The organism is Pseudomonas lurida (assembly GCF_013522705.1).
Taxonomy (GTDB): Bacteria; Pseudomonadota; Gammaproteobacteria; order Pseudomonadales; family Pseudomonadaceae; genus Aquipseudomonas; species Aquipseudomonas quebecensis.
Genome location: NZ_JAAMRE010000004.1, coordinates 216,396 through 234,422 on the forward strand (window position 1 = coordinate 216,396; position 18,027 = coordinate 234,422).

15 protein-coding genes are annotated in these 18,027 nt (G+C 62.4%); 5 read left to right on the plus strand and 10 right to left on the minus strand.

All coding sequences use genetic code 11. The features are described 5' to 3' along the window. Positions 1-59 precede the first annotated feature (59 nt). From G7025_RS05635 to G7025_RS05645, 3 genes are all read right to left on the minus strand, one after another. On the minus strand, positions 60-608 hold the full coding sequence (locus G7025_RS05635) for an adhesin (RefSeq protein WP_181077260.1): 549 nt from the start codon (positions 606-608) through the stop codon (positions 60-62). After that, a complete protein-coding gene (locus tag G7025_RS05640; protein ID WP_181077262.1) occupies positions 608-1,057 on the minus strand; it encodes a hypothetical protein in 450 nt (149 codons plus the stop codon). Before G7025_RS05640 ends, G7025_RS05635 begins: the two co-directional genes overlap by 1 nt. 328 nt (positions 1,058-1,385) lie before the next feature. Beyond that, positions 1,386-2,381 carry a FecR family protein gene (locus G7025_RS05645; protein ID WP_181077264.1) on the minus strand — a complete coding sequence of 332 codons (996 nt, stop codon included), beginning with the start codon at positions 2,379-2,381 and terminating at the stop codon, positions 1,386-1,388. A 152-nt stretch (positions 2,382-2,533) separates the two neighbouring features. Between G7025_RS05645 and G7025_RS05650 the strand changes: the two genes are divergently transcribed. Next, a complete protein-coding gene (locus G7025_RS05650) occupies positions 2,534-2,803 on the plus strand; it encodes a PepSY domain-containing protein (RefSeq protein ID WP_181077266.1) in 270 nt (89 codons plus the stop codon). 20 nt (positions 2,804-2,823) lie between these two features. On the opposite strand, the gene G7025_RS05655 is transcribed toward G7025_RS05650, so the two are convergent. Continuing rightward, positions 2,824-7,977, minus strand: a complete 5,154-nt coding sequence (locus G7025_RS05655; protein ID WP_181077267.1) for a dermonecrotic toxin domain-containing protein — start codon at positions 7,975-7,977, stop codon at positions 2,824-2,826. Between the two features lie 169 nt (positions 7,978-8,146). Between G7025_RS05655 and G7025_RS05660 the strand changes: the two genes are divergently transcribed. Beyond that, positions 8,147-9,181 (plus strand): Ldh family oxidoreductase, encoded by a 1,035-nt coding sequence (locus G7025_RS05660; protein ID WP_181077269.1) that lies wholly within the window; start codon positions 8,147-8,149, stop codon positions 9,179-9,181. Positions 9,182-9,223: 42 nt separating this feature from the next. Here the strand turns inward: G7025_RS05660 and G7025_RS05665 are convergent, their stop codons facing one another. Beyond that, positions 9,224-9,544 (minus strand): DUF883 family protein, encoded by a 321-nt coding sequence (locus G7025_RS05665; RefSeq protein ID WP_181077271.1) that lies wholly within the window; start codon positions 9,542-9,544, stop codon positions 9,224-9,226. 163 nt (positions 9,545-9,707) lie between these two features. Between G7025_RS05665 and G7025_RS05670 the strand changes: the two genes are divergently transcribed. After that, positions 9,708-9,962, plus strand: a complete 255-nt coding sequence (locus tag G7025_RS05670) for a hypothetical protein (protein ID WP_003190904.1) — start codon at positions 9,708-9,710, stop codon at positions 9,960-9,962. Here G7025_RS05670 and G7025_RS05675 read toward each other — a convergent pair. Further along, positions 9,943-10,854 (minus strand): LysR family transcriptional regulator, encoded by a 912-nt coding sequence (locus G7025_RS05675; protein WP_181077366.1) that lies wholly within the window; start codon positions 10,852-10,854, stop codon positions 9,943-9,945. The genes G7025_RS05670 and G7025_RS05675 overlap by 20 nt on opposite strands. A 96-nt stretch (positions 10,855-10,950) precedes the next feature. On the opposite strand from G7025_RS05675, the gene G7025_RS05680 reads away from it, so the two are divergent. Beyond that, entirely contained in the window at positions 10,951-11,877 is a 927-nt protein-coding gene (locus G7025_RS05680) for a carbon-nitrogen hydrolase family protein (protein ID WP_181077273.1), read from the plus strand. 28 nt (positions 11,878-11,905) lie between these two features. On the opposite strand, the gene G7025_RS05685 is transcribed toward G7025_RS05680, so the two are convergent. Then, positions 11,906-12,367, minus strand: coding sequence for an LEA type 2 family protein (locus G7025_RS05685; RefSeq protein ID WP_181077275.1), 462 nt, complete (start codon positions 12,365-12,367; stop codon positions 11,906-11,908). 11 nt (positions 12,368-12,378) lie between these two features. Further along, positions 12,379-13,806: a nucleobase:cation symporter-2 family protein gene (locus G7025_RS05690; protein WP_181077277.1), complete on the minus strand. Its 1,428-nt coding sequence runs from the start codon at positions 13,804-13,806 to the stop codon at positions 12,379-12,381. Between the two features lie 234 nt (positions 13,807-14,040). Here G7025_RS05690 and G7025_RS05695 point away from each other — a divergent pair, with 234 nt between their 5' ends. Next, positions 14,041-15,666: a methyl-accepting chemotaxis protein gene (locus G7025_RS05695; RefSeq protein WP_181077279.1), complete on the plus strand. Its 1,626-nt coding sequence runs from the start codon at positions 14,041-14,043 to the stop codon at positions 15,664-15,666. 69 nt (positions 15,667-15,735) lie between these two features. Here G7025_RS05695 and G7025_RS05700 read toward each other — a convergent pair whose 3' ends face one another. Further along, positions 15,736-16,713: a 2-hydroxyacid dehydrogenase gene (locus G7025_RS05700; protein WP_181077281.1), complete on the minus strand. Its 978-nt coding sequence runs from the start codon at positions 16,711-16,713 to the stop codon at positions 15,736-15,738. Continuing rightward, positions 16,710-18,008 carry an MFS transporter gene (locus G7025_RS05705; protein ID WP_181077282.1) on the minus strand — a complete coding sequence of 433 codons (1,299 nt, stop codon included), beginning with the start codon at positions 18,006-18,008 and terminating at the stop codon, positions 16,710-16,712. The genes G7025_RS05700 and G7025_RS05705 overlap by 4 nt, the downstream gene beginning before the upstream one ends. Positions 18,009-18,027 lie beyond the last annotated feature (19 nt).

Below are 18,027 nucleotides of genomic sequence, written 5' to 3' on the forward strand. Positions count from 1 at the left end.
TCCTTGCTTCTAATGTGTGGTTTAAGTGTTGGTACGGTCCAGCCGGTACTACCAAGCGTTCACTTGATAGTGATGCCCAGGGTGTTAGCCACTCGGTTCCCCACCCCGGCACTCTGGTTCACCTGAATCACTCCTCGGCTGCCTGTGAAGGCCTGATCGCTGGTAACGACCAGGCGGCTGCCAGTGGTGGAGGTGAGACCTGAGTCGGTCAACTGCGTCGTGTTCTGTTGCAACAGGACGCTGTCATCGATGCTCTGCGGGCCAGGATTGACGCTGATCCGCACGGCGTTGATGGTCTGGTTATTGGCGCCGGCCGTCTGGTTGATACCCAGCATGCCGTTGCCATTGGTAAAAGCGCTGCCCTGGATCGCTGCCTTGGCGTTCAGGGCAGGATCGACCTGGCCGTCCATTCTCTGGATATTGACGGTGGTCGCCTGGCCGCCGAGCGTGATCGCGCGGGTATTGGCCATTTGCTGCTGGTTGCCCGCGGCCTGATTGATCGAGAAGTTGCCGCGATAATCCTGGCCACTGTTGTCGATCACCGCGTTGTTATCGGCCAGGGCCGAGGCGCTGCTCAAGAGGGCGAAGATCAGCCAGGCACGGTTCATTACTTGCCCCCCATCATGCTGCCGATGTTGTTCAGGGGCGCCATGCCGCGCTGGATCGAATCGCTGATCTGCCCACCCATGCTGCTGCCGCTGCCGTGGCTGGCGGAGGAACCCGCGCCGAGGGTCGACATGCTGTTCTGGGTGGCGTGCGGGCCGGTCAGCACGCCGCTGTTTTGATTGACCTGGGCGAAACTGGCACCGCTGCTCACGCCGCCGATATCAAGGTCGCTGAGTTCGCCGGTGGCGTTGATCACTTCGCGACTGGGATTGGCGTTGGCCGTGGTGGGGTAGGGGTCTTTACCGAAAGGGGCACGACCGTACATGTGCGCCTGTACGTTGCGGCTTGTCACGATCACGCCATCACCGGCAAAGGTCGACGCACTGATGCCGAGGCTGAGCACACAGCTGGTCAGCAGTACCTTTATCGAGCGTTGTGTGAGTGTGTTCACGGCGGCATATCCTTATTCTCGGCACTGACCCTGAACAGTGCTGTGGGGAATAGAGCAGATGCCGTGCCGCTTTTTAAATTGTTTTGATATTCAATGGCTTGTGACGATCGAGCGGCGCGTCGACGATGTCGGTGTCTCAGCGCTGAAACACCTGCCGTTCAAGCGCGTGTAGCCCGCTGTCCCACAAACGATTCACCCCTGTGTATCACGGGTGTAACACCGTGCATGACAAAAGCATGAACCCACGGTGTACACGGGCTTCAGCTCAGGCAGGTGTTTCAAAAATGGACACTGCGGGCGCGAACGGGCCCGCACGGATCGGCCGCGCTCAGCCTTTCGGGGTTTTACGCGGGATGGAGTTGAGTACGGGGTTGCCGTCCTGGTTCTGGGTCAGGTAGACCGGCAGCACCTTGGGCAGGGAGGGGATGAGGTTATTGACCTCGCTGAGGTTGTAAATGCCACCGATCCGAATCGCGCCGGTTCCGGCATCGGCCAGCATCACCGGTTTGCTCAGGTAGCGGTTGATCAGCGGCAGCGCATCGGCCAGCGCCAGGTTGTCGAGGATCAGCTTGCCCTGGCGCCAGGCCAGGGCGCTGTCATTCGGGCTGAACGGCCTCACGCGCGGCGTGGCATCGCCCGGTTGATAGCTGGCCTGCATGCCGGGGGTCAGTGGCACGCTGCCGTGTATGGCATCGCTGGCGATCTGCACCGAGCCTGCGAGCAGCATCACGCGGACCTGATCGCCATATTTCCACACATTGAACTGGGTGCCCGTCACGCGCACCTGGCCCTCGCCGGCGCGCACTACAAACGGGTGGGCGCTGTCGTGGCTGACGTTGAAAAACGCCTCGCCTTTTTTCAGCGTGACCCGGCGTTGATCCTTGTAGTTGCTATAGACCAGTTCGGTGCCCAGGTTCAGCTCTACCTGGCTGCCATCGCTCAAGGTCACCTGACGCAAGCCCTGGGTCGCCTCGAAACGTTCATAGGAATTGGGCAGCCACCCGGCCTGCCACCCGGTAAACGCGGCCAGCGGCAAGGCCGCCAGGCATAGCGCTGCCGCCACGGCATAACGACGTACGCGACTGCGCGGTTTGAACGCCAATACCGGCGCGGCGGGTGCGGTGCGCGGCAAGTGATCGGCGACGTCCCAGATTTCCAGCATCGCGGCGTATTCAAAGGCGTGCAAGGGATGGGCGTCATGCCATTGTTGAAAAGCCTGACGTTCAGCCGGTGTGCAATCGCTGGCATGCAGGCGCATGCACCACTGCGCGGCGGCATCGGTGATGGTGTCGTATTCGGCTTCTGAAACAGACTTTTCGGTCATTAACGCATCCTGATTTCCCACATTCTAACCCCCACAGGTAGATGGCGAGAACAGCCATCATGGCGATTGCACATCAATTGGAACTTATTCTTGTTTGGCGCTACCTAAAAATTCAGGACACGCGTCCGCATTTCCCACAAAGGAGTAACGCTATGTTGAAGAAAACCTTCGTCGCCCTGTGTGCAACCTCCGCGCTGCTCGGTGCCGGCGCCGCCCTGGCCGATAAGCCAGGCGCAGGCTGGATCACCATCGACAAGGCTATTGAAGTGGCCAAGACCAAGGCCGGTTATGTCGAGGTCTACGCGGCGGAAGCCGACGACAACGGTTACTGGGAAGTCAAAGGTCGCAAGTCCGACGGTTCCGTGTATGAAGCGCGTATCGATGGCGCCTCGGGTAACGTGCTGCGTGACCAGAAAGACTGATTTACCCGCCGGGAGCCGGTTCAGGCTCCCGCATCCAGCGCCCGGCCGATTTCGCTGATCAGGAAGGTCAACGAATCCGCATTGGCCAGAATCGTATCGATACGCTTGTCTTCATTAGTCATGAACACCTCGCGTGCTTCAGCCAGGGTCCGCGCCCCCGTGGTACTCAACACCTTTTTTCTTTGTAACGAGGTTCCCTGAAGGCTGCTGAAATCCTCATAACGGCCGCCCAGGTCGTCCAACGCTTTGAACAGCATATCGGTGGGCGTCATAAGGGAAAGGGCGTTGGCACGCAGGTCGGATAATTCTGTTTTCAACGATTGCCCGCCTTGGAGGTTGCCATCAATCAAGTCGACAAACGGACGCATGCTGTCCAGATAAGCCAAGTCCTCGGTGGACGACCTGATATGAGTGATTTCATGAATTAACGTGGACGCGCGTGCATGGGCCGACAGATTGAATGGTGTCGTCATATAAGGTTGGTAGTAGCCCATTTGGGTATCGAAGAAGCGCTCCACCAAATAAATTTTATGGTCTCTGTCGTCCGGCAGCGTGAAAGCGAACGATGTGTGCGGGTTTTGGCGATGGCTGCCGCTGACAAACCGCATGGAATTCGGACTGGTCAAGGTGTGATTGGTCAATTCGTCCAGCACATCGTCAATCCGCTTCTCTATGCGCTGCAATTGACTGAGGGTCAGGTGGGCGACACCGAACAGTTCGGTAAAGAACTGCCCAGCCCGACTTGTGGGGTCACGTCGCTGGGCGAAGTGCTGAATGTTGCGCTTGCAGTTCACCGCGTAATAGGTCGCGACATTCAGCGCTTCGTCGATGCACTGTGCCTTCCAGCTTGACAGTGCCCTGATCGCGGGCATGCCGACCGCTTCGATATTGATGCCCTCTCGCTCTGACAGGTACGCGCGCGCCTGGCTTGCATAGCGGCTCAACGTCTTGCCGTAGCGCGGGTTGAGGAGACCCAGGTCCAACACCCACTCGCCCCGTGGGGTGAGTCGCACATAAGGGCCCAGGTGGTCGTCGCTGCTTAAGCGCCAGTATTCGCCTGCGCGTTTTACCGAGTAGACCTTGCCCGCCACCGGTACGTAATCGCGGGCGCCGATCTTGTCCCTGTAGACCTGAGTCAGCGCGCTCTGCGTGAGTGTGTCCAAGGCAACATCATGGTTTTCGAAGACATGCAGATGCGTGCGCTCGGGCGCGGTCATGTCCAGGGCTGCAAACGTCGTGGCGGCCGGCGGTGCGTCTTGCAGCCATTGCTCCAGCGGGACTGGATGTGTGGCCGGTGGCGGTTCGGGAAACAGTTTGTCCAGCGACTTGCGCAGCGACGCCAGTTCGGCCACGCCGCCGGCAAACGTCTTGAGCGCATGTTGCCAGCGGTGCTGTTGCAGGTCTTCGGCGGACGTCTTGAACAGCGTGTAACTGCGCCATACCGTCAGCGGATAGGTCAGTTTTCCCGCCATAAAGCGCACGCCCGCAGGAATCCCCTTGGTCAGCAGACTGGTTACCGCATCCCAGTGATCCTTGCCCTGCGGCGAGAACTGACTGCCGAGCATCCGCAGCAGCATCTCGCTGTTGTCCTTGAACATCGTTTCAAGCACGTTGCCGGCGATGGCAGTAGAGCCGAAGCGAATCTCCGAAGGACCTTGAGTCCACTGTTGACTGAGCAAGTTGCGATACGTGGCTTGATGCGCCGGTTCCAATTGGCCGATCACCCATTGCTGCAGTGTGCCGGGGGCGGCGAACGCCTGGAGCAGTGCCGTCTCGTTGGCAAACTCCTTCAGCAGGTGATCAGGGCTGTAGGGTGCATACAGCACCAGCGGCCCGGTAGCCTCGGGTTTCGGGCCGATCAGGTAGCAGCCCAATGCCCGCACGCGCGAGGCGCCCTGTGTGGCGATCAGTTCGAGGGGGCGAACCAGCGCCGTCACGCCATGCACGGTGGCGCGAGCCAGGGCGTCGGGCATATCGAAGATTTGTCGGATAAACCCCCAGGCCGATGCAGACAAGCGTTCATCCAGGGTTTGCTCATGGGCGTATTGCAACACTTGCCAGGGCAACTGCCGGCAGAACAGTTGGCGCCGTGTACGCGCTTGCTCGCCAGGGCCCTTGAGGTGGGTGTTCAGCCATTGTCCATAGAAGCTTTCCACGTCCACCTGGCGGATCAGTTGCTCAATGGCGGAGCCGTCCAGCGTCGCTGGCAGCGGGTCGCCGGTGCGTGAACGGGGGCGGATATCGTCGGCGCGCAACGTCGGCAAGTGCCGCATCGCAAAGTCCGTGAGCGTCTGGGTGTTGCCGGCCAACTCGACCCGTCCGGGAATCAGCACATTGTTCGGGTTCAGCGCTTGCCGGGGAAAACGTGCGTCGAGCAATTCCGAAAGGCGGTCGAATACATGTTCGCGCAGGGGCGTAACGCTATGCAGATAATCACGCTCGTCCGGGGCACTGATGCGGTACTGCTCCACCAGCTCGGCGTGCAGAATCTGCTCGGCGGGTGCCGCCATGCCCAGCCGGACCGGGAGTGCCTGCTGGTTGATCAGCGCCCGCGCCATCGCGATGGCCCTGGGTAAGTTGGACGGCGGTGCGCGCCGGATCAGGGCGTCCACGCACTCCTGAAAACGCGTGGGGCTCAATCGCAGCGAGAGCAGGTGGTCTATTTCGTCGCGGGTGGCGTCGCTGTAGCTGTGTTGCCGATCGTGCAGCAAGTGCTCGTCAATCCGTTGCAGTGGCCCCAGCTGCCAGGAACGGTGGGGCACGCGCTGGGATATCGGCAGGTTTTCCAGCAGGTGCAGGCGCTGCCGGGGATCTTGCAGGCGCAGGGTCAGGATGTCCCGCAGGCGGGTGATGGATGCAAAGGTTTCGTAGCCGCGCGCGGGGGTCCATAGCACCGCCGTGCCCGAATGGTCCGGGTCCAGGCCGCCGCGCTCGGTCAGCACAAAACAGTTGGCCAGGCCCTGTAGGTCGGCCCCGTTGTCTGGGTGCAGGGTAAGGCTGAACGCATCCGGTATGAACCCGTCCAGGCCATGCCGGGTGAGCCGGCTCATGCCGTCAGGCTGAAGCGAACTGTGCAACAGCACCAGCGCGCGCGGCGGCAGGTTTTTCGCTACGCCCCGCAGTTGCACTTCGCCGTCCAGGCCTTGCAACAGGCCATGACTCAGGTGGGCCAGGTTATTTTTCACTAACATCCCAGGCAAGGCTCCCAGCGTCTGTTGCGCAAAAGTGCCAAGTGCCCGGTCGATAAGCGCATCCACTTCCACTGTCGTCAGGTTGTGCAATTGGAAGGCAGCGCCCTGGTGACGCGGGCCGTATACACCGGTGTGCGTCGACGCGCCCACGGGCCCGGCCTGTCGCACCAGGCGTGCGATAAAGTGCTCGACCAGGCTCGATGACGCCTGGGGCAGGCGCTCTTCGCGTTCCTCCGCTGCGGAGGCGTACGTGTTGATGTACACCTCGCAAGCCTTGAGGCTAAGCAGCCCTTTGCGCAGCTCGGCCTCCAATGCTTGGGTCGCCAGGTCGCGCAGGGTCGGGTGGCTGGCCTGTTCCTCCACCAGCGCCGCCTCGACGGCCTGCAACCGCTGCAGCTGCAGCTTGGCTTTTTCAGCCTGGACCGTCGTCGGGCGCCCGTTGCCCTGGGTGATGGGATGCACCGACCAGCGCCCGCCCGCGTCCTGCTCCAACAGTTGGCTGTCGAGCATGGTGCGTACGTCCAGGGCGCTGTCGAGCAATGCCGCCAGGTTGACGCTGCCGGAGTTGCACCGATACAACCCCAGCGCGTATTCCAGGTTGTCGGCCTGCTTGGCCACGATATCTTCGACCATGGCTTGGAACACGTTGCCAAGGATGGGTTGCCCGCTGACATGCACTTGATCCATAGCGATAAACAGGCTGCGCTCATCCAGGGACAGGAAGTTGAGCAACTCATCTTCATGCCCCGTGGCCTTGAGCATCGACACGAGGGTGTCCTTGAGGTCATTGAGGTCGCCAAGCACCTGCAGGCCCCGGGACTGGGTGTACAGGTAGGCATGCGCATTGCTGATCATCAGGGTGCCGGCCAGGTCGACGAAGTGCTGGAAGGGGGCGTGGATGCGTACCTTTTCGATGCTCAAATCGCCGGAGGCGGCCTGCTGTGCAAGGGCCATGCTGCGCAGTTTCTGCATCTCGTCACTGCTCAGGATCATGCCCTGATGCTTGAACAGCAGGTCGGCGCGGAATTTCTGGCTCATCACCCGTGCACAAAAATGCAGACGGGACTGACCGCCACCGTTGAAGTCTTCGTGCCAGAAGGTCTGCAACAGATGGTTGAGCAATTTTGAAAGGATGCCGCTGGTGTGTTCGATTACGTTGTCCCAGCGTTGCTGATCCTGGGCACGCTGTGCGTCGGTCAAGGCGCGAAAGTCGCGGCCTGGGTTGGTATAGGTGTGGGTTTGGTCGGCGGGCCAGGCGTGCCGGGCGTAAAAGCGCAACAGCGCCTCGCGCAGTGGCACCGAGTCGACCCAGCGGCTGTCTTCTTCCGGCGACGCACGGCTGAAGAAATCCACCCGTGTGTCACGTTGTTCCACATCAGGGAAGTACGGGCGGGCCATGATACCGAGCAGTTTGTCGAGCATGTCAGGCAAGTCTGGCAGCTTGCGCAGCTCACCCAGCATGGCGATCACATTGTGCACCTGCGCGGCGTGGATGGCTTGCTGCTGATCCGGCATCACGGCGCCCGGGATCACGGCGGTTGTCAGCGTCAGGCGTGTGGAGGTCGAGAGTGCCTCCTGATCGCCCAGGGACACGAATTGCAGCAGGTCAGTGCGCTGCTCCGGTTGGCGCAGGCGCGCTGTCACGTCAGCGAGCAGCGCGGCATGGTTGTCGAACACTTCCAGGCCGCCATAGGGGGTGTAGAGCACCGCCTTGTCAGCGTCGGGCGTCGGGCTCATCACGAACGCGCCGGCCAGCGGCAGGGCGGGTTGGCCCGCAGGAGTGATCAGCAACCGTTCTACGCGCATGGGGAAACCGTGGATCCTGGCGTCCATGCGCGCGTCATGACTGGCGTAGTACAGCGTGTGCAGCCAATCCAGATCCTTGAGCGTCAACCCCAGCGCACGCTCCCTTGGCGTAGGTTCCCTGCGTTTGACCGGACCCAGGAATTCATCGAAAAAATACGGCGGTGTGACGTGCGCCATGGTGCGCTCTCCAGTAATGCGGCGGTAGGAGGCGCCACGGTATGCGGCGGCGCGGCGCGGCTGGCGGTAGATAACTGGGGGCGGCCGTTGACAGCGGGCACGGGGCGCGTTGTTTAATCGACGATCTGGATCCTTGTTGTCTCTTCCAATTATAAAATCGGAGCTACAGATGTCTGCCCAGTCCCCGACAGTTGACAATGCCAGCGCGCTTATCGGTTTCGACGAACTCGTGGGGCTGCTGCATGCGGTCTTCGTCAAGCACGGCACCTCGCCGCAGGTGGCGGCGACCCTGGCCCATAACTGCGCCAGCGCCGAGCGCGACGGTGCGCACAGCCATGGCATTTTCCGTATCCCCGGTTACCTCAGCACGCTCGCCAGCGGCTGGGTCGACGGCCAGGCGCTGCCGGTGGTGACCGATGTGGCGAGTGGCTTTGTCCGCGTGGATGCCGGCAATGGCTTTGCCCAACCGGCCCTGGCGGCGGCGCGCGATGTGCTGGTGACCAAGGCGCGCAGCGCGGGGATTGCGTTGCTGGCGATACATAATTCCCATCACTTCGCCGCGCTGTGGCCGGATGTCGAACCCTTCGCCGAAGAAGGGCTGGTGGCGCTGAGCGTGGTCAACAGCATGACCTGCGTGGTGCCCCATGGCGCCGACCGTCCGCTGTTCGGCACCAACCCCATTGCCTTCGCCGCACCGCGCGCGGATGGGCCACCGATTGTGTTCGACCTGGCAACCAGTGCGATTGCCCATGGCGATGTGCAGATCGCCGCGCGCAAGGGCGAGCGCCTGCCGCCGGGCATGGGCGTGGACAGCCTCGGTCAGCCCACCACCGATCCCAGGGCGGTGCTCGAGGGCGGCGCGCTGTTGCCGTTCGGCGGCCACAAGGGGTCGGCGTTGTCGATGATGGTCGAACTGCTGGCGGCGGCTCTGACCGGTGGGCACTTTTCGTTCGAATTCAATTGGGCTGACCATCCAGGCGCGCGCACGCCGTGGACCGGGCAGCTGCTGATCGTGATCGATCCAAGCAAGACCGCAGGGCAAAGCTTCGCCGAGCGCAGCCAGGAATTGGTGCGGCAGATGCATGCGGTGGGGCTACGGCGGTTGCCGGGGGATCGACGTCATCGCACACGGGCGAAGTCGCTGGAGGAGGGGATCGTGGTGGAATTGGATGCGTTGAATCAGTTGCGCGATTGGGCCAGTTGAAACCGCGTCACCGCCGACAGGCAGCGGCGACGCAGAAGCCGTTTAGTTGCGGCGCCCCAGCAACAGGCCAACCACCAGGCCGAAGCCTGCCGAGATAGCCACGGTCTGCCACGGGTGGCCACCGATGTAGGTCTCGGTCGCATCGACCACGGGTTTGCTGCGCTCGCGCACGCTGGTCACGGAGTCCATGGCTTGCTCGAGTTTGAGGGCGACCTGCTCGCGCAGAGTCTCGCCTTCTTCGCCAACGAGGCTGGCGCTGCTCTTGAGCAGCTTGTCGGACTCTTCGATCAGCGAAGCGAGTTCGCTGAAGGCTTGGTCCTTGATTTGATCGGCGGCGGTTTGGGCAGCGGTTTTGCGGGCCATGGGGTGACTCCTTGCAAGTGAATGTGGCAGTGAACAATGGAGTCCCCGACCGCCGCAAAAGTTGCAGTTTTTTTGCCGGTGGCGGGGACCGGGCGAAATCCGGATCTTGAAATAGCGACTGTCGGTGTAAGATGTCGCCTATTTGTGCAGCAGGTAATTCAACATGAGCTTCAATCTCGCCAACAAAACCCTCGCCGAGCGCGCCGAGCTGGAAGATGAAAAGTCGCGCCTCTATGACCTGTGGCAAACCAACCTGGGCAAGGCCAAGGGCGAAGCCGCGCGACTGTTCGGCGAGCGCGCCAAGCGCAAGGGCAAATGGGCCGAGTGGGTCCGCGCGGAACTGGACGGCATGTCGCCGCCGGAGTTTTCCAACATGGTGCGCAGCGAAGTCAACAAACTCATGGCGGCGGCGAAGTAAAACTCGCCACAATCGCCTCGCGCACCTTGAGCAACAGCGGATCGAGCTGAGCCTGGGTGCGCCACCCCAGCTCCACGGGGTAGCGCGGCAGCGCCAGCGGGCAGCGCAGTACGCGCAGCCCGGTCATCTGGGCGATCGCCTGGGCCGCATGCCCGGGAATGGTCGCCACCGCCTGGCTGCCCTTGAGTAAAAACGGCAGGGCGGCGAAGTGGCTGGTCGATGCGCATACGTGGCGGCTCAATCCCTGCGCTGCCAGCCCTTCGTCGGTAATCCCGATAAACCCTCCGGACGACACCAGCACGTGCTCGCGGCTGACGAACTGCTCCAGGCTGATCGTTTCCTGGCCCGGCGCCAGGCTGCCGGCGTCCACCAGGCAACGGTAATCGCCTTCTCCCAGCACCTGTCGACTCAACCGGCCCTGGGCGAACCCGCCGGCGGTAATCGCCAGGTCCAGCGTGCGGTCGAGCAGGGCGCCGGCGACGATCTGGCTGTGGGTCTGGCGAAAGATCACGCGCAACTGCGGCAAACGCTGTGCAATCTGCACCATCAGCCGCCGGCCATAGGCAATCTCAAAGTCATCGGACAGGCCTACCACCACGGAGCGCCCCTGATACTGCGGGTGTACCGGGTCGACCATCGCCAGGCTCTGGCGGCAGCGGTCCAGTGCTTCACTGATCACCGGCTTTAACTGGTTGGCGCGCAAGGTGGGCGCCAGGCCACGGCCGGTGCGCACGAACAGTGGGTCGCCATACACGTCGCGCAGGCGCCGCAGTCCCGCACTGATGGCCGATTGCGTCACGCCCAGGCGCAACGCCGCGCGGCTGGCGCTGGACTCATCGTGCAGGGCCTCGAAGGTTTTCAACAGATTCAGGTCGACCTGGGCGATATTCATCTGGCTCATATCATTCAGTACTGAGGTGGGCTTTATTCATGATCGGGGCTGGCGGGAGAATGGGCAACCCCAAGCCCACTTATCGGAGTGAACGTCATGCCCATTTCTACCGTCGCCGCCCTGCAAATCGGTTCCCTGCCAGGCGGCAAGGCCGACACCCTTGAGCAAATCCTTGGCTATGAAGACGCGATCCGCCGCAGTGGCGCGCAATTGGTGGTAATGCCCGAGGCGCTGCTCGGGGGCTATCCCAAGGGCGAAGGGTTCGGCACCCAATTGGGCTATCGCCTGCCCGAGGGCCGCGAAGCCTTTGCCCGCTACTTCGCCAACGCCATCGACGTACCGGGCGCGGAAACTGAAGCCCTGGCCGGTTTGGCGGCGCGCACCGGCGCCAGCCTCGTGCTGGGAGTGATCGAGCGCAGTGGCAACACCTTGTATTGCACTGTGCTGTATTTCGAACCCGCCGGCGGCCTCGTTGCCAAGCACCGCAAGTTGATGCCCACCGGCACCGAGCGGTTGATCTGGGGCAAGGGCGACGGTTCCACCTTGCCGGTGATCGACGCGGCCGTGGGCCGTATTGGCGGCGCGGTGTGCTGGGAAAACATGATGCCGCTGCTGCGCACCGCGATGTATGCCAAGGGCGTAGAGGTCTGGTGCGCACCGACCGTGGACGAGCGCGAGATGTGGCAGGTGAGCATGCGCCATGTGGCCCATGAAGGCCGCTGCTTCGTGGTCAGCGCCTGCCAGGTGCAGGCGTCACCCGCCGCCCTCGGCGTGGAGATTGCCAACTGGCCTTCAGACCGCCCGTTGATCGCAGGCGGCAGCGTGATCGTCGGCCCCATGGGCGACATCCTGGCCGGTCCGCTGGTGGGCGAAGCGGGATTGCTGACGGCACGGATCGATACCGACGACCTGGTGCGCGCGCGATATGACTACGACGTGGTGGGGCATTACGCACGGCCGGATGTGTTCGAACTGGTGGTGGATGAGCGCGCCAAGCCAGGCGTGCGCTCTATCACGGACTGAAGCGTTGGCAGGAAGGTTGGGGAGGGCTTTACCACGTCGCGCTGTCAGGCATATCCAACGTGCCTCGGTCAACGAAACGCATGGTGCCGAACAGTCCGCCGGCCAGTTTGCCCCGCAGCACATAGGGCAGGTTGTTCAAACTCTGGGTCTGGCTCAGGCCCAGGGTCTGACGCAGCACCGAAAATGCCGAAACGCTGACCGGCACCGTCAGAACGGTCTCGGAGAAACGTGGGATGCTGCCGACCTGGTCGCTCACGCCGGAGGCCAGCGGCCGGCCGTTGACTTCCAGGTCGAGAGCCACGCCGTTGTAGTCGATCGCCGTTTCGTTGGGGTTCTGTACCCGCAGTTTGACGGCGAAGCGCACTTCCAGATCCTGGCTTTGCAGCGGTTCGACACCTACCACGTTGATGTTCACCGGGTCGCGGTTCGGGAACAGCGCGCAGGCGCTCAGGGTCAGCAGCAGCAGCGATAGCACCATGAGCTTGCGCATGTGGGGGGCTCCTATTTCGTGATGTCCGGGTCTTGCATCACCTTGAGGGTCGAGGACTCCGGATCGAATTCATCCTCTTCCAGCTCTATGAACTCTTCGGGCAGGAAAATGTTCAGCAGGATGGCACAGAACGCTCCTACAGTGATTGGCGACTCGAAGATGTTATGCAGCGCCTTGGGCAGCTCGCGCAGCACTTCCGGCACGGCCGCGACGCCCAGGCCCATGCCCAGGGAAATCGCCACGATCAGCACGTTGCGCCGGTGCAGACCGGCTTCGGCGAGGATCTTGATGCCGGCCACGGCCACGGTGCCGAACATGATCAGCGTGGCGCCGCCCAGTACCGGTTTGGGCATCAGTTGCAGCACCGCGCCGATCATTGGGAACAGCCCCAGCAGCACCAGCAGGCCGGCGATGAAGTACGCCACATAGCGGCTGGCCACGCCGGTCAGCTGGATCACGCCGTTGTTCTGGGCGAAGGTCACCATCGGCAGGCTGTTGAAGGTGGCGGCCATCGCCGAGTTGAGGCCGTCGGCCAGCAGGCCGGACTTGATGCGCTTGATATACAGCGGGCCCTTGACCGGCTGCTGGGAAATCATCGAGTTGGCGGTCAGGTCGCCGGCGGCTTCCAACGGCGAAATCAGGAAGATCACCGCCACCGGAATAAACGCCACCCAGTCGAACGAAAACCCGTACTTGAACGGCACCGGCACGCTGATCAACGGCACCTGGGGCAGCGCCGCCATGTCGACGCGGCCCATCCACCAGGCCACCACAAAGCCCAGGGTCAGCCCGATCACGATCGAACCCAGGCGCAGGAACGGGTTATTGAAGCGGTTGAGCACTACGATAGTCAGCAACACCAGCGCCGCCAGGCCCATATTGCCGGCCGCGCCGAGGTCGCTGGCACCGAAACCGCCGGCCATGTCGGTGACCGCCACTTTGATCAACGACAGGCCCATCAAGGTGATGATGGTGCCGGTCACCACCGGGGTGATGAGTTTGCGCAATTTGCCGATGAACTGGCTGAGCACCACTTCGATAAACGCCGCGAAGAAGCAGATGCCGAAGATCGTCGAGAGGATTTCATCGGTGCCGCCGCCGCGGGCCTTGACCATGAAGCCGGCACTGAGGATCACGCTGATAAACGAAAAGCTGGTGCCCTGCAGGCACAACAGGCCCGAACCGATGGGGCCGAACCGGCGCGCCTGTACAAAGGTGCCCAGGCCCGAGACGAACAGCGCCATGCTGACCAGGTACGGCACTTCGCTTTCCAGGCCAAGCACGCCACCGACGATCAGGGTCGGGGTGATGATGCCGACAAAACTGGCCAGCACATGCTGCAACGCAGCAAAGAGTGCCGCGCTGAAGTGCGGACGGTCTTCCAGGCCGTAGATCAGGTCGGATTTATAGCGGGGGCGGGGGGCTTGAGCGTCAGACAAAGTAGGGGCCCGGGGTCGGAAAAGGGAGGCGCAGGATGCCAGAAAGCGCTGGTCGTCAGAAGTGTAAAAAAATATTTATAAGTGCCCTGCATAAAATCCCGATCCTTGCCGATACTGCTTATAGGCCCACCTATCAAAAACAACAGTGGTGACCAGGCTCAGGGCAGCGCGTTGACGCTGACTGATCGTTTTGCGGCACGGACGCGCGCAGACACTCTATTCGGGAACTCTTCTATGTCGCTTCGTCATTTGAATATCGCTCCTCGCGCTTCGCTGGGTTTCGCCTTCATCGCGCTGCTGGTCGTGGTGCTGGGCGGGTTCGCGGCCAATCGCATGAGCCTGATTCGCCAGGCTTCGGTGGATATGAACAGCAATCAGCTGCCCAGCGTCACGTACCTTGGGCAGGTGACTGAAAATGTGTTGCGCATGCGCATATTGTCGTTTCGCGTGCTGGTCAACCGTGATCCCGCCGCGCTGAAAGAAGCCGAAACCCGCATCGGTGTGCTGGTCGATAAAGCAAAGACTGCCCAGGCCGGTTACGCGGCCTTGCCCGCCGGCCCGGAAGAGGCGGCGCTGTACAAGACCTTCGTGACCACCCTGGACAACTACCTCAAGGCCCAGGCCGACATGCTCAGCTTGTCCAGGGACGGCAAGATTGATGAGATGCGCACCCTGATCAACACCCGGATCAAGGACGGCACCGACCAGATGGGCGAGCAGTTGAACAAGCTGATTGCGCTCAATGGCGCCGCGGCCAAGCAAGCCAATGACGTGGCAGGCCAGAGCTACACCAGCGCGATCACCGGGATCGTGGTGGTCTCGGTCGCCGCCGCGCTGCTGACGGTATTGCTGGCCTGGCTGCTGACCCGCAGCATCGTCACGCCGCTGCGCAAAGCCGTGCAGGTGGCCGAGACTATTGCCGGCGGCAACCTCAGCAGCGTAATCGAGGACGACGGCAAGGATGAGCCGGCACGTTTGCTCGGCGCCTTGTCGACCATGCAGACCAACCTGCGCCAGACCATCCGCCATATCGCCGGCTCGGCCACTCAACTGGCGTCGGCGGCCGAAGAGTTGAGCGCGGTTACCGAGGAAGCGTCTCGCGGCTTGCAGCAACAGAACGACGAAATCGATCAGGCCGCCACGGCGGTCAACGAGATGACCGCAGCGGTGGAAGAAGTGGCGCGCAACGCGGTGTCCACCTCCGAAGCCTCGCACCAGTCCAACCAGGCTGCGCGTGAAGGCCGCGACCGTGTGGTGCAGACCGTCGACGCGATCCAGACCATGACCCACGACGTGCAAAGCACTGCCGCCATGATCGAGGGCCTGGCCACCCAGGGGCGTGACATTGGTAAGGTGCTCGACGTGATCCGCGCGATTGCCGAGCAGACCAACCTGCTGGCGCTCAACGCCGCCATCGAAGCGGCACGCGCCGGTGAAGCCGGACGCGGTTTTGCGGTGGTGGCCGACGAAGTGCGGGCGCTGGCCCATCGCACCGCGCAGTCGACCCAGGAAATCGAAAAAATGGTCGCCGGCATCCAGAACGGCACCGGTGAGGCCGTGCAATCGATGCAGCAGAGCAACCAGCGCACCCAGGACACATTGGAAATGGCGCGCGCCGCCGGCGTGGCGCTGGAGCAGATCACCCAGTCCATCAGCCTGATCAACGAACGCAACCTGGTAATCGCCAGTGCCTCGGAAGAACAGGCTCAGGTGTCCCGCGAAGTGGACCGCAACCTGGTCAACATCCGCGACCTGGCGTCCCAGTCCACCTCCGGCGCCAACCAGACCAGCGCCGCCAGCCATGAACTGTCGCGCCTGGCGGTGGACTTGAACGCGATGGTGGCCAAGTTTGTGATCTGACCCTGCCCGGTGGGAGGGGGCTCTACGCCCCCTCTCATCAAAGCTGATCGGTGTTTGCCTTCAGTGTGCCTATTGCTTAAAGGCGGCCGGGTTGACCAGGTTCTTCGGCGTCTGGCCCGCCAAAGCCGCCAGCAGGTTATCCACCGCACATTTGGCCATGGCCTCGCGCGTTTCATGGGTCGCCGAGCCGATGTGGGGCGTGGCCACCACGTTGTTCAACCGCAGCAGCGGCGAGCTGTGATCCAGCGGTTCCTTTTCGAACACATCCAGCCCCGCCGCGCGGATCGTGCGTTGCTGCAACGCCTCGACCAGCGCCGCTTCGTCCACCACTTTGCCGCGGGAAATGTTGATAAAGATCGTGTCCGGTCCCATCAGCGCAAACTGCTCGGCGCCGATCAGCTTTTCGGTCTCGGCGGTCAGCGGCAGGGTCAGGCAGACGAAATCGGCCTGTTGCAGCAAGTCTTCGAGACTGCGGTACTGCGCGCCGAAGCGCTCTTCGACCCGTGGCTTGGGCGAGTGGCTGTGGTAGAGCACCGGCATGCCGAAGCCGAAATGCCCGCGTTGGGCCAGGGCTTCGCCGATGCGGCCCATGCCGATGATGCCCAGGGTCTTGCCATGCACATCGCTGCCGAAATGCGCCGGGCCAATGTTCTTGTGCCATTGCCCTGCGCGAACCATATCGGCCAGTTCCACCACACGGCGCGCGGTGGCCAGGATCAGCGCGAAACCGGTGTCGGCGGTGGTTTCGGTAAGCACGTCCGGGGTGTTGCTGAGGAGGATGCCGCGCCGGGTGAGGTAGTCGATGTCGTAGTTGTCGACGCCCACCGAGACGCTCGCCACCGCCTCCAGTTGCGGCGCCAGGTCCAGCAAGTGCGCGTCCAGGCGCAGGCTGGCGCCCAGCAGGCCGTGGGCGCTCGGCAGGGCGTCGCGCAGCTTGGCCAGGCCGGTGTCATCCAGAGCTTCGATCAAGGTGACGTCCACCTGCTCGTGCAGGCGCGCCATCAACGGCGCGGAGAGTTTTTTGTACAGCACCACAGACTTTTTCATTGGGCTTTCACCTTTAATTCAAGGGTTGGCAGCGGCGCGCGTTCACGGTCGCTGGCGCCGGGCTTGAGGAAAATCGTCAGCACCACCGACAGCAGCAGCGCGCCGCTCATCAACAGGTACGAGGCGCCCGGCGAACCGGTGCTGCTGTTGAGGTAACCCACCAGATATGAGCCGCCGAACGAGCCGAGGGCGCCCATGCTGTTGATCAGCGCCATGGCGCCGCCGGCGACATTGGCCGGCAGGATTTCCGGCACGATGGCGAAGAACGGACCGTATGGCGCGTACATGCACGCCCCGGCAATCACCAACAGGGTGTAGGACCACCAGAAATGTTCGGCGCCGAGCACGTAGGAGGCGTAGAACGCGATGGAAGCGATCAGCAGTGGCGGCCACACAAAGCGTTTGCGTTTTTGCAGCTTGTCCGATCCCCAGCTCACCACCAGCATGCCGATCACCGCCGCCAGGTAAGGCAATGCCGACAGCCAGCCGGCCTCGACCATGTCCATCTGCAGGCCTTTTTTGAGGATCGACGGCAGCCACAGCACAAACCCGTACACCCCGATGCTCCAGCAAAAGAACTGCAAGGCCAGAATGATTACCTTGGGCGAGCGGAAGGCTTCGGCGTAGTTCTTCACCGCCTTGATGCCGACCTGTTCGGCGGCCAGAGCGGTTTCCAGTTCCTGCTTTTGCCCGTCGCTCAACCAGGTGGCGTCCTTGGGACGTTCATCGGCCAGCTTCCACCAGATAAACGCCCACAGCACCGCAGGCAGGCCCTCGATGATAAACATCCAGCGCCAGCTGAAATGCTGCACCAGATAGCCCGAAACCACCGACATCCACAACATGGTCACCGGGTTGCCGAGGATCAGGAAGGTGTTGGCCCGCGAGCGTTCGGCGCGGGTAAACCAGTGGCACAGGTACACCAGCATCGCCGGCATCACCGCGGCTTCCACCACGCCGAGTAGAAAGCGGATGGCGATCAGCATATAGGCGTTGGAGACCACGCCGGTGAGGGTGGCGAGACCGCCCCACAGGATCAGGCTGACAAAAATCAGTTTCTTGACGCTGCGCTTTTGCGCGTAGATCGCCCCCGGCACCTGGAAGAAAAAGTAGCCGAGGAAGAACAGCGCCCCCAGCAACGACGACATGCCGGGGGTGATCATCAGGTCTTCGGCCATCCCGGAGGCGGCGGCGAAGCCATAGTTGGCACGGTCCAGGTACGCCAGGCTGTAGGTGATAAACACGATAGGCATGATGTACCACCAGCGGCGGGTGGCGAGTTTCACGGTTTCCATGGGCTTGCTCCTGAGCTTG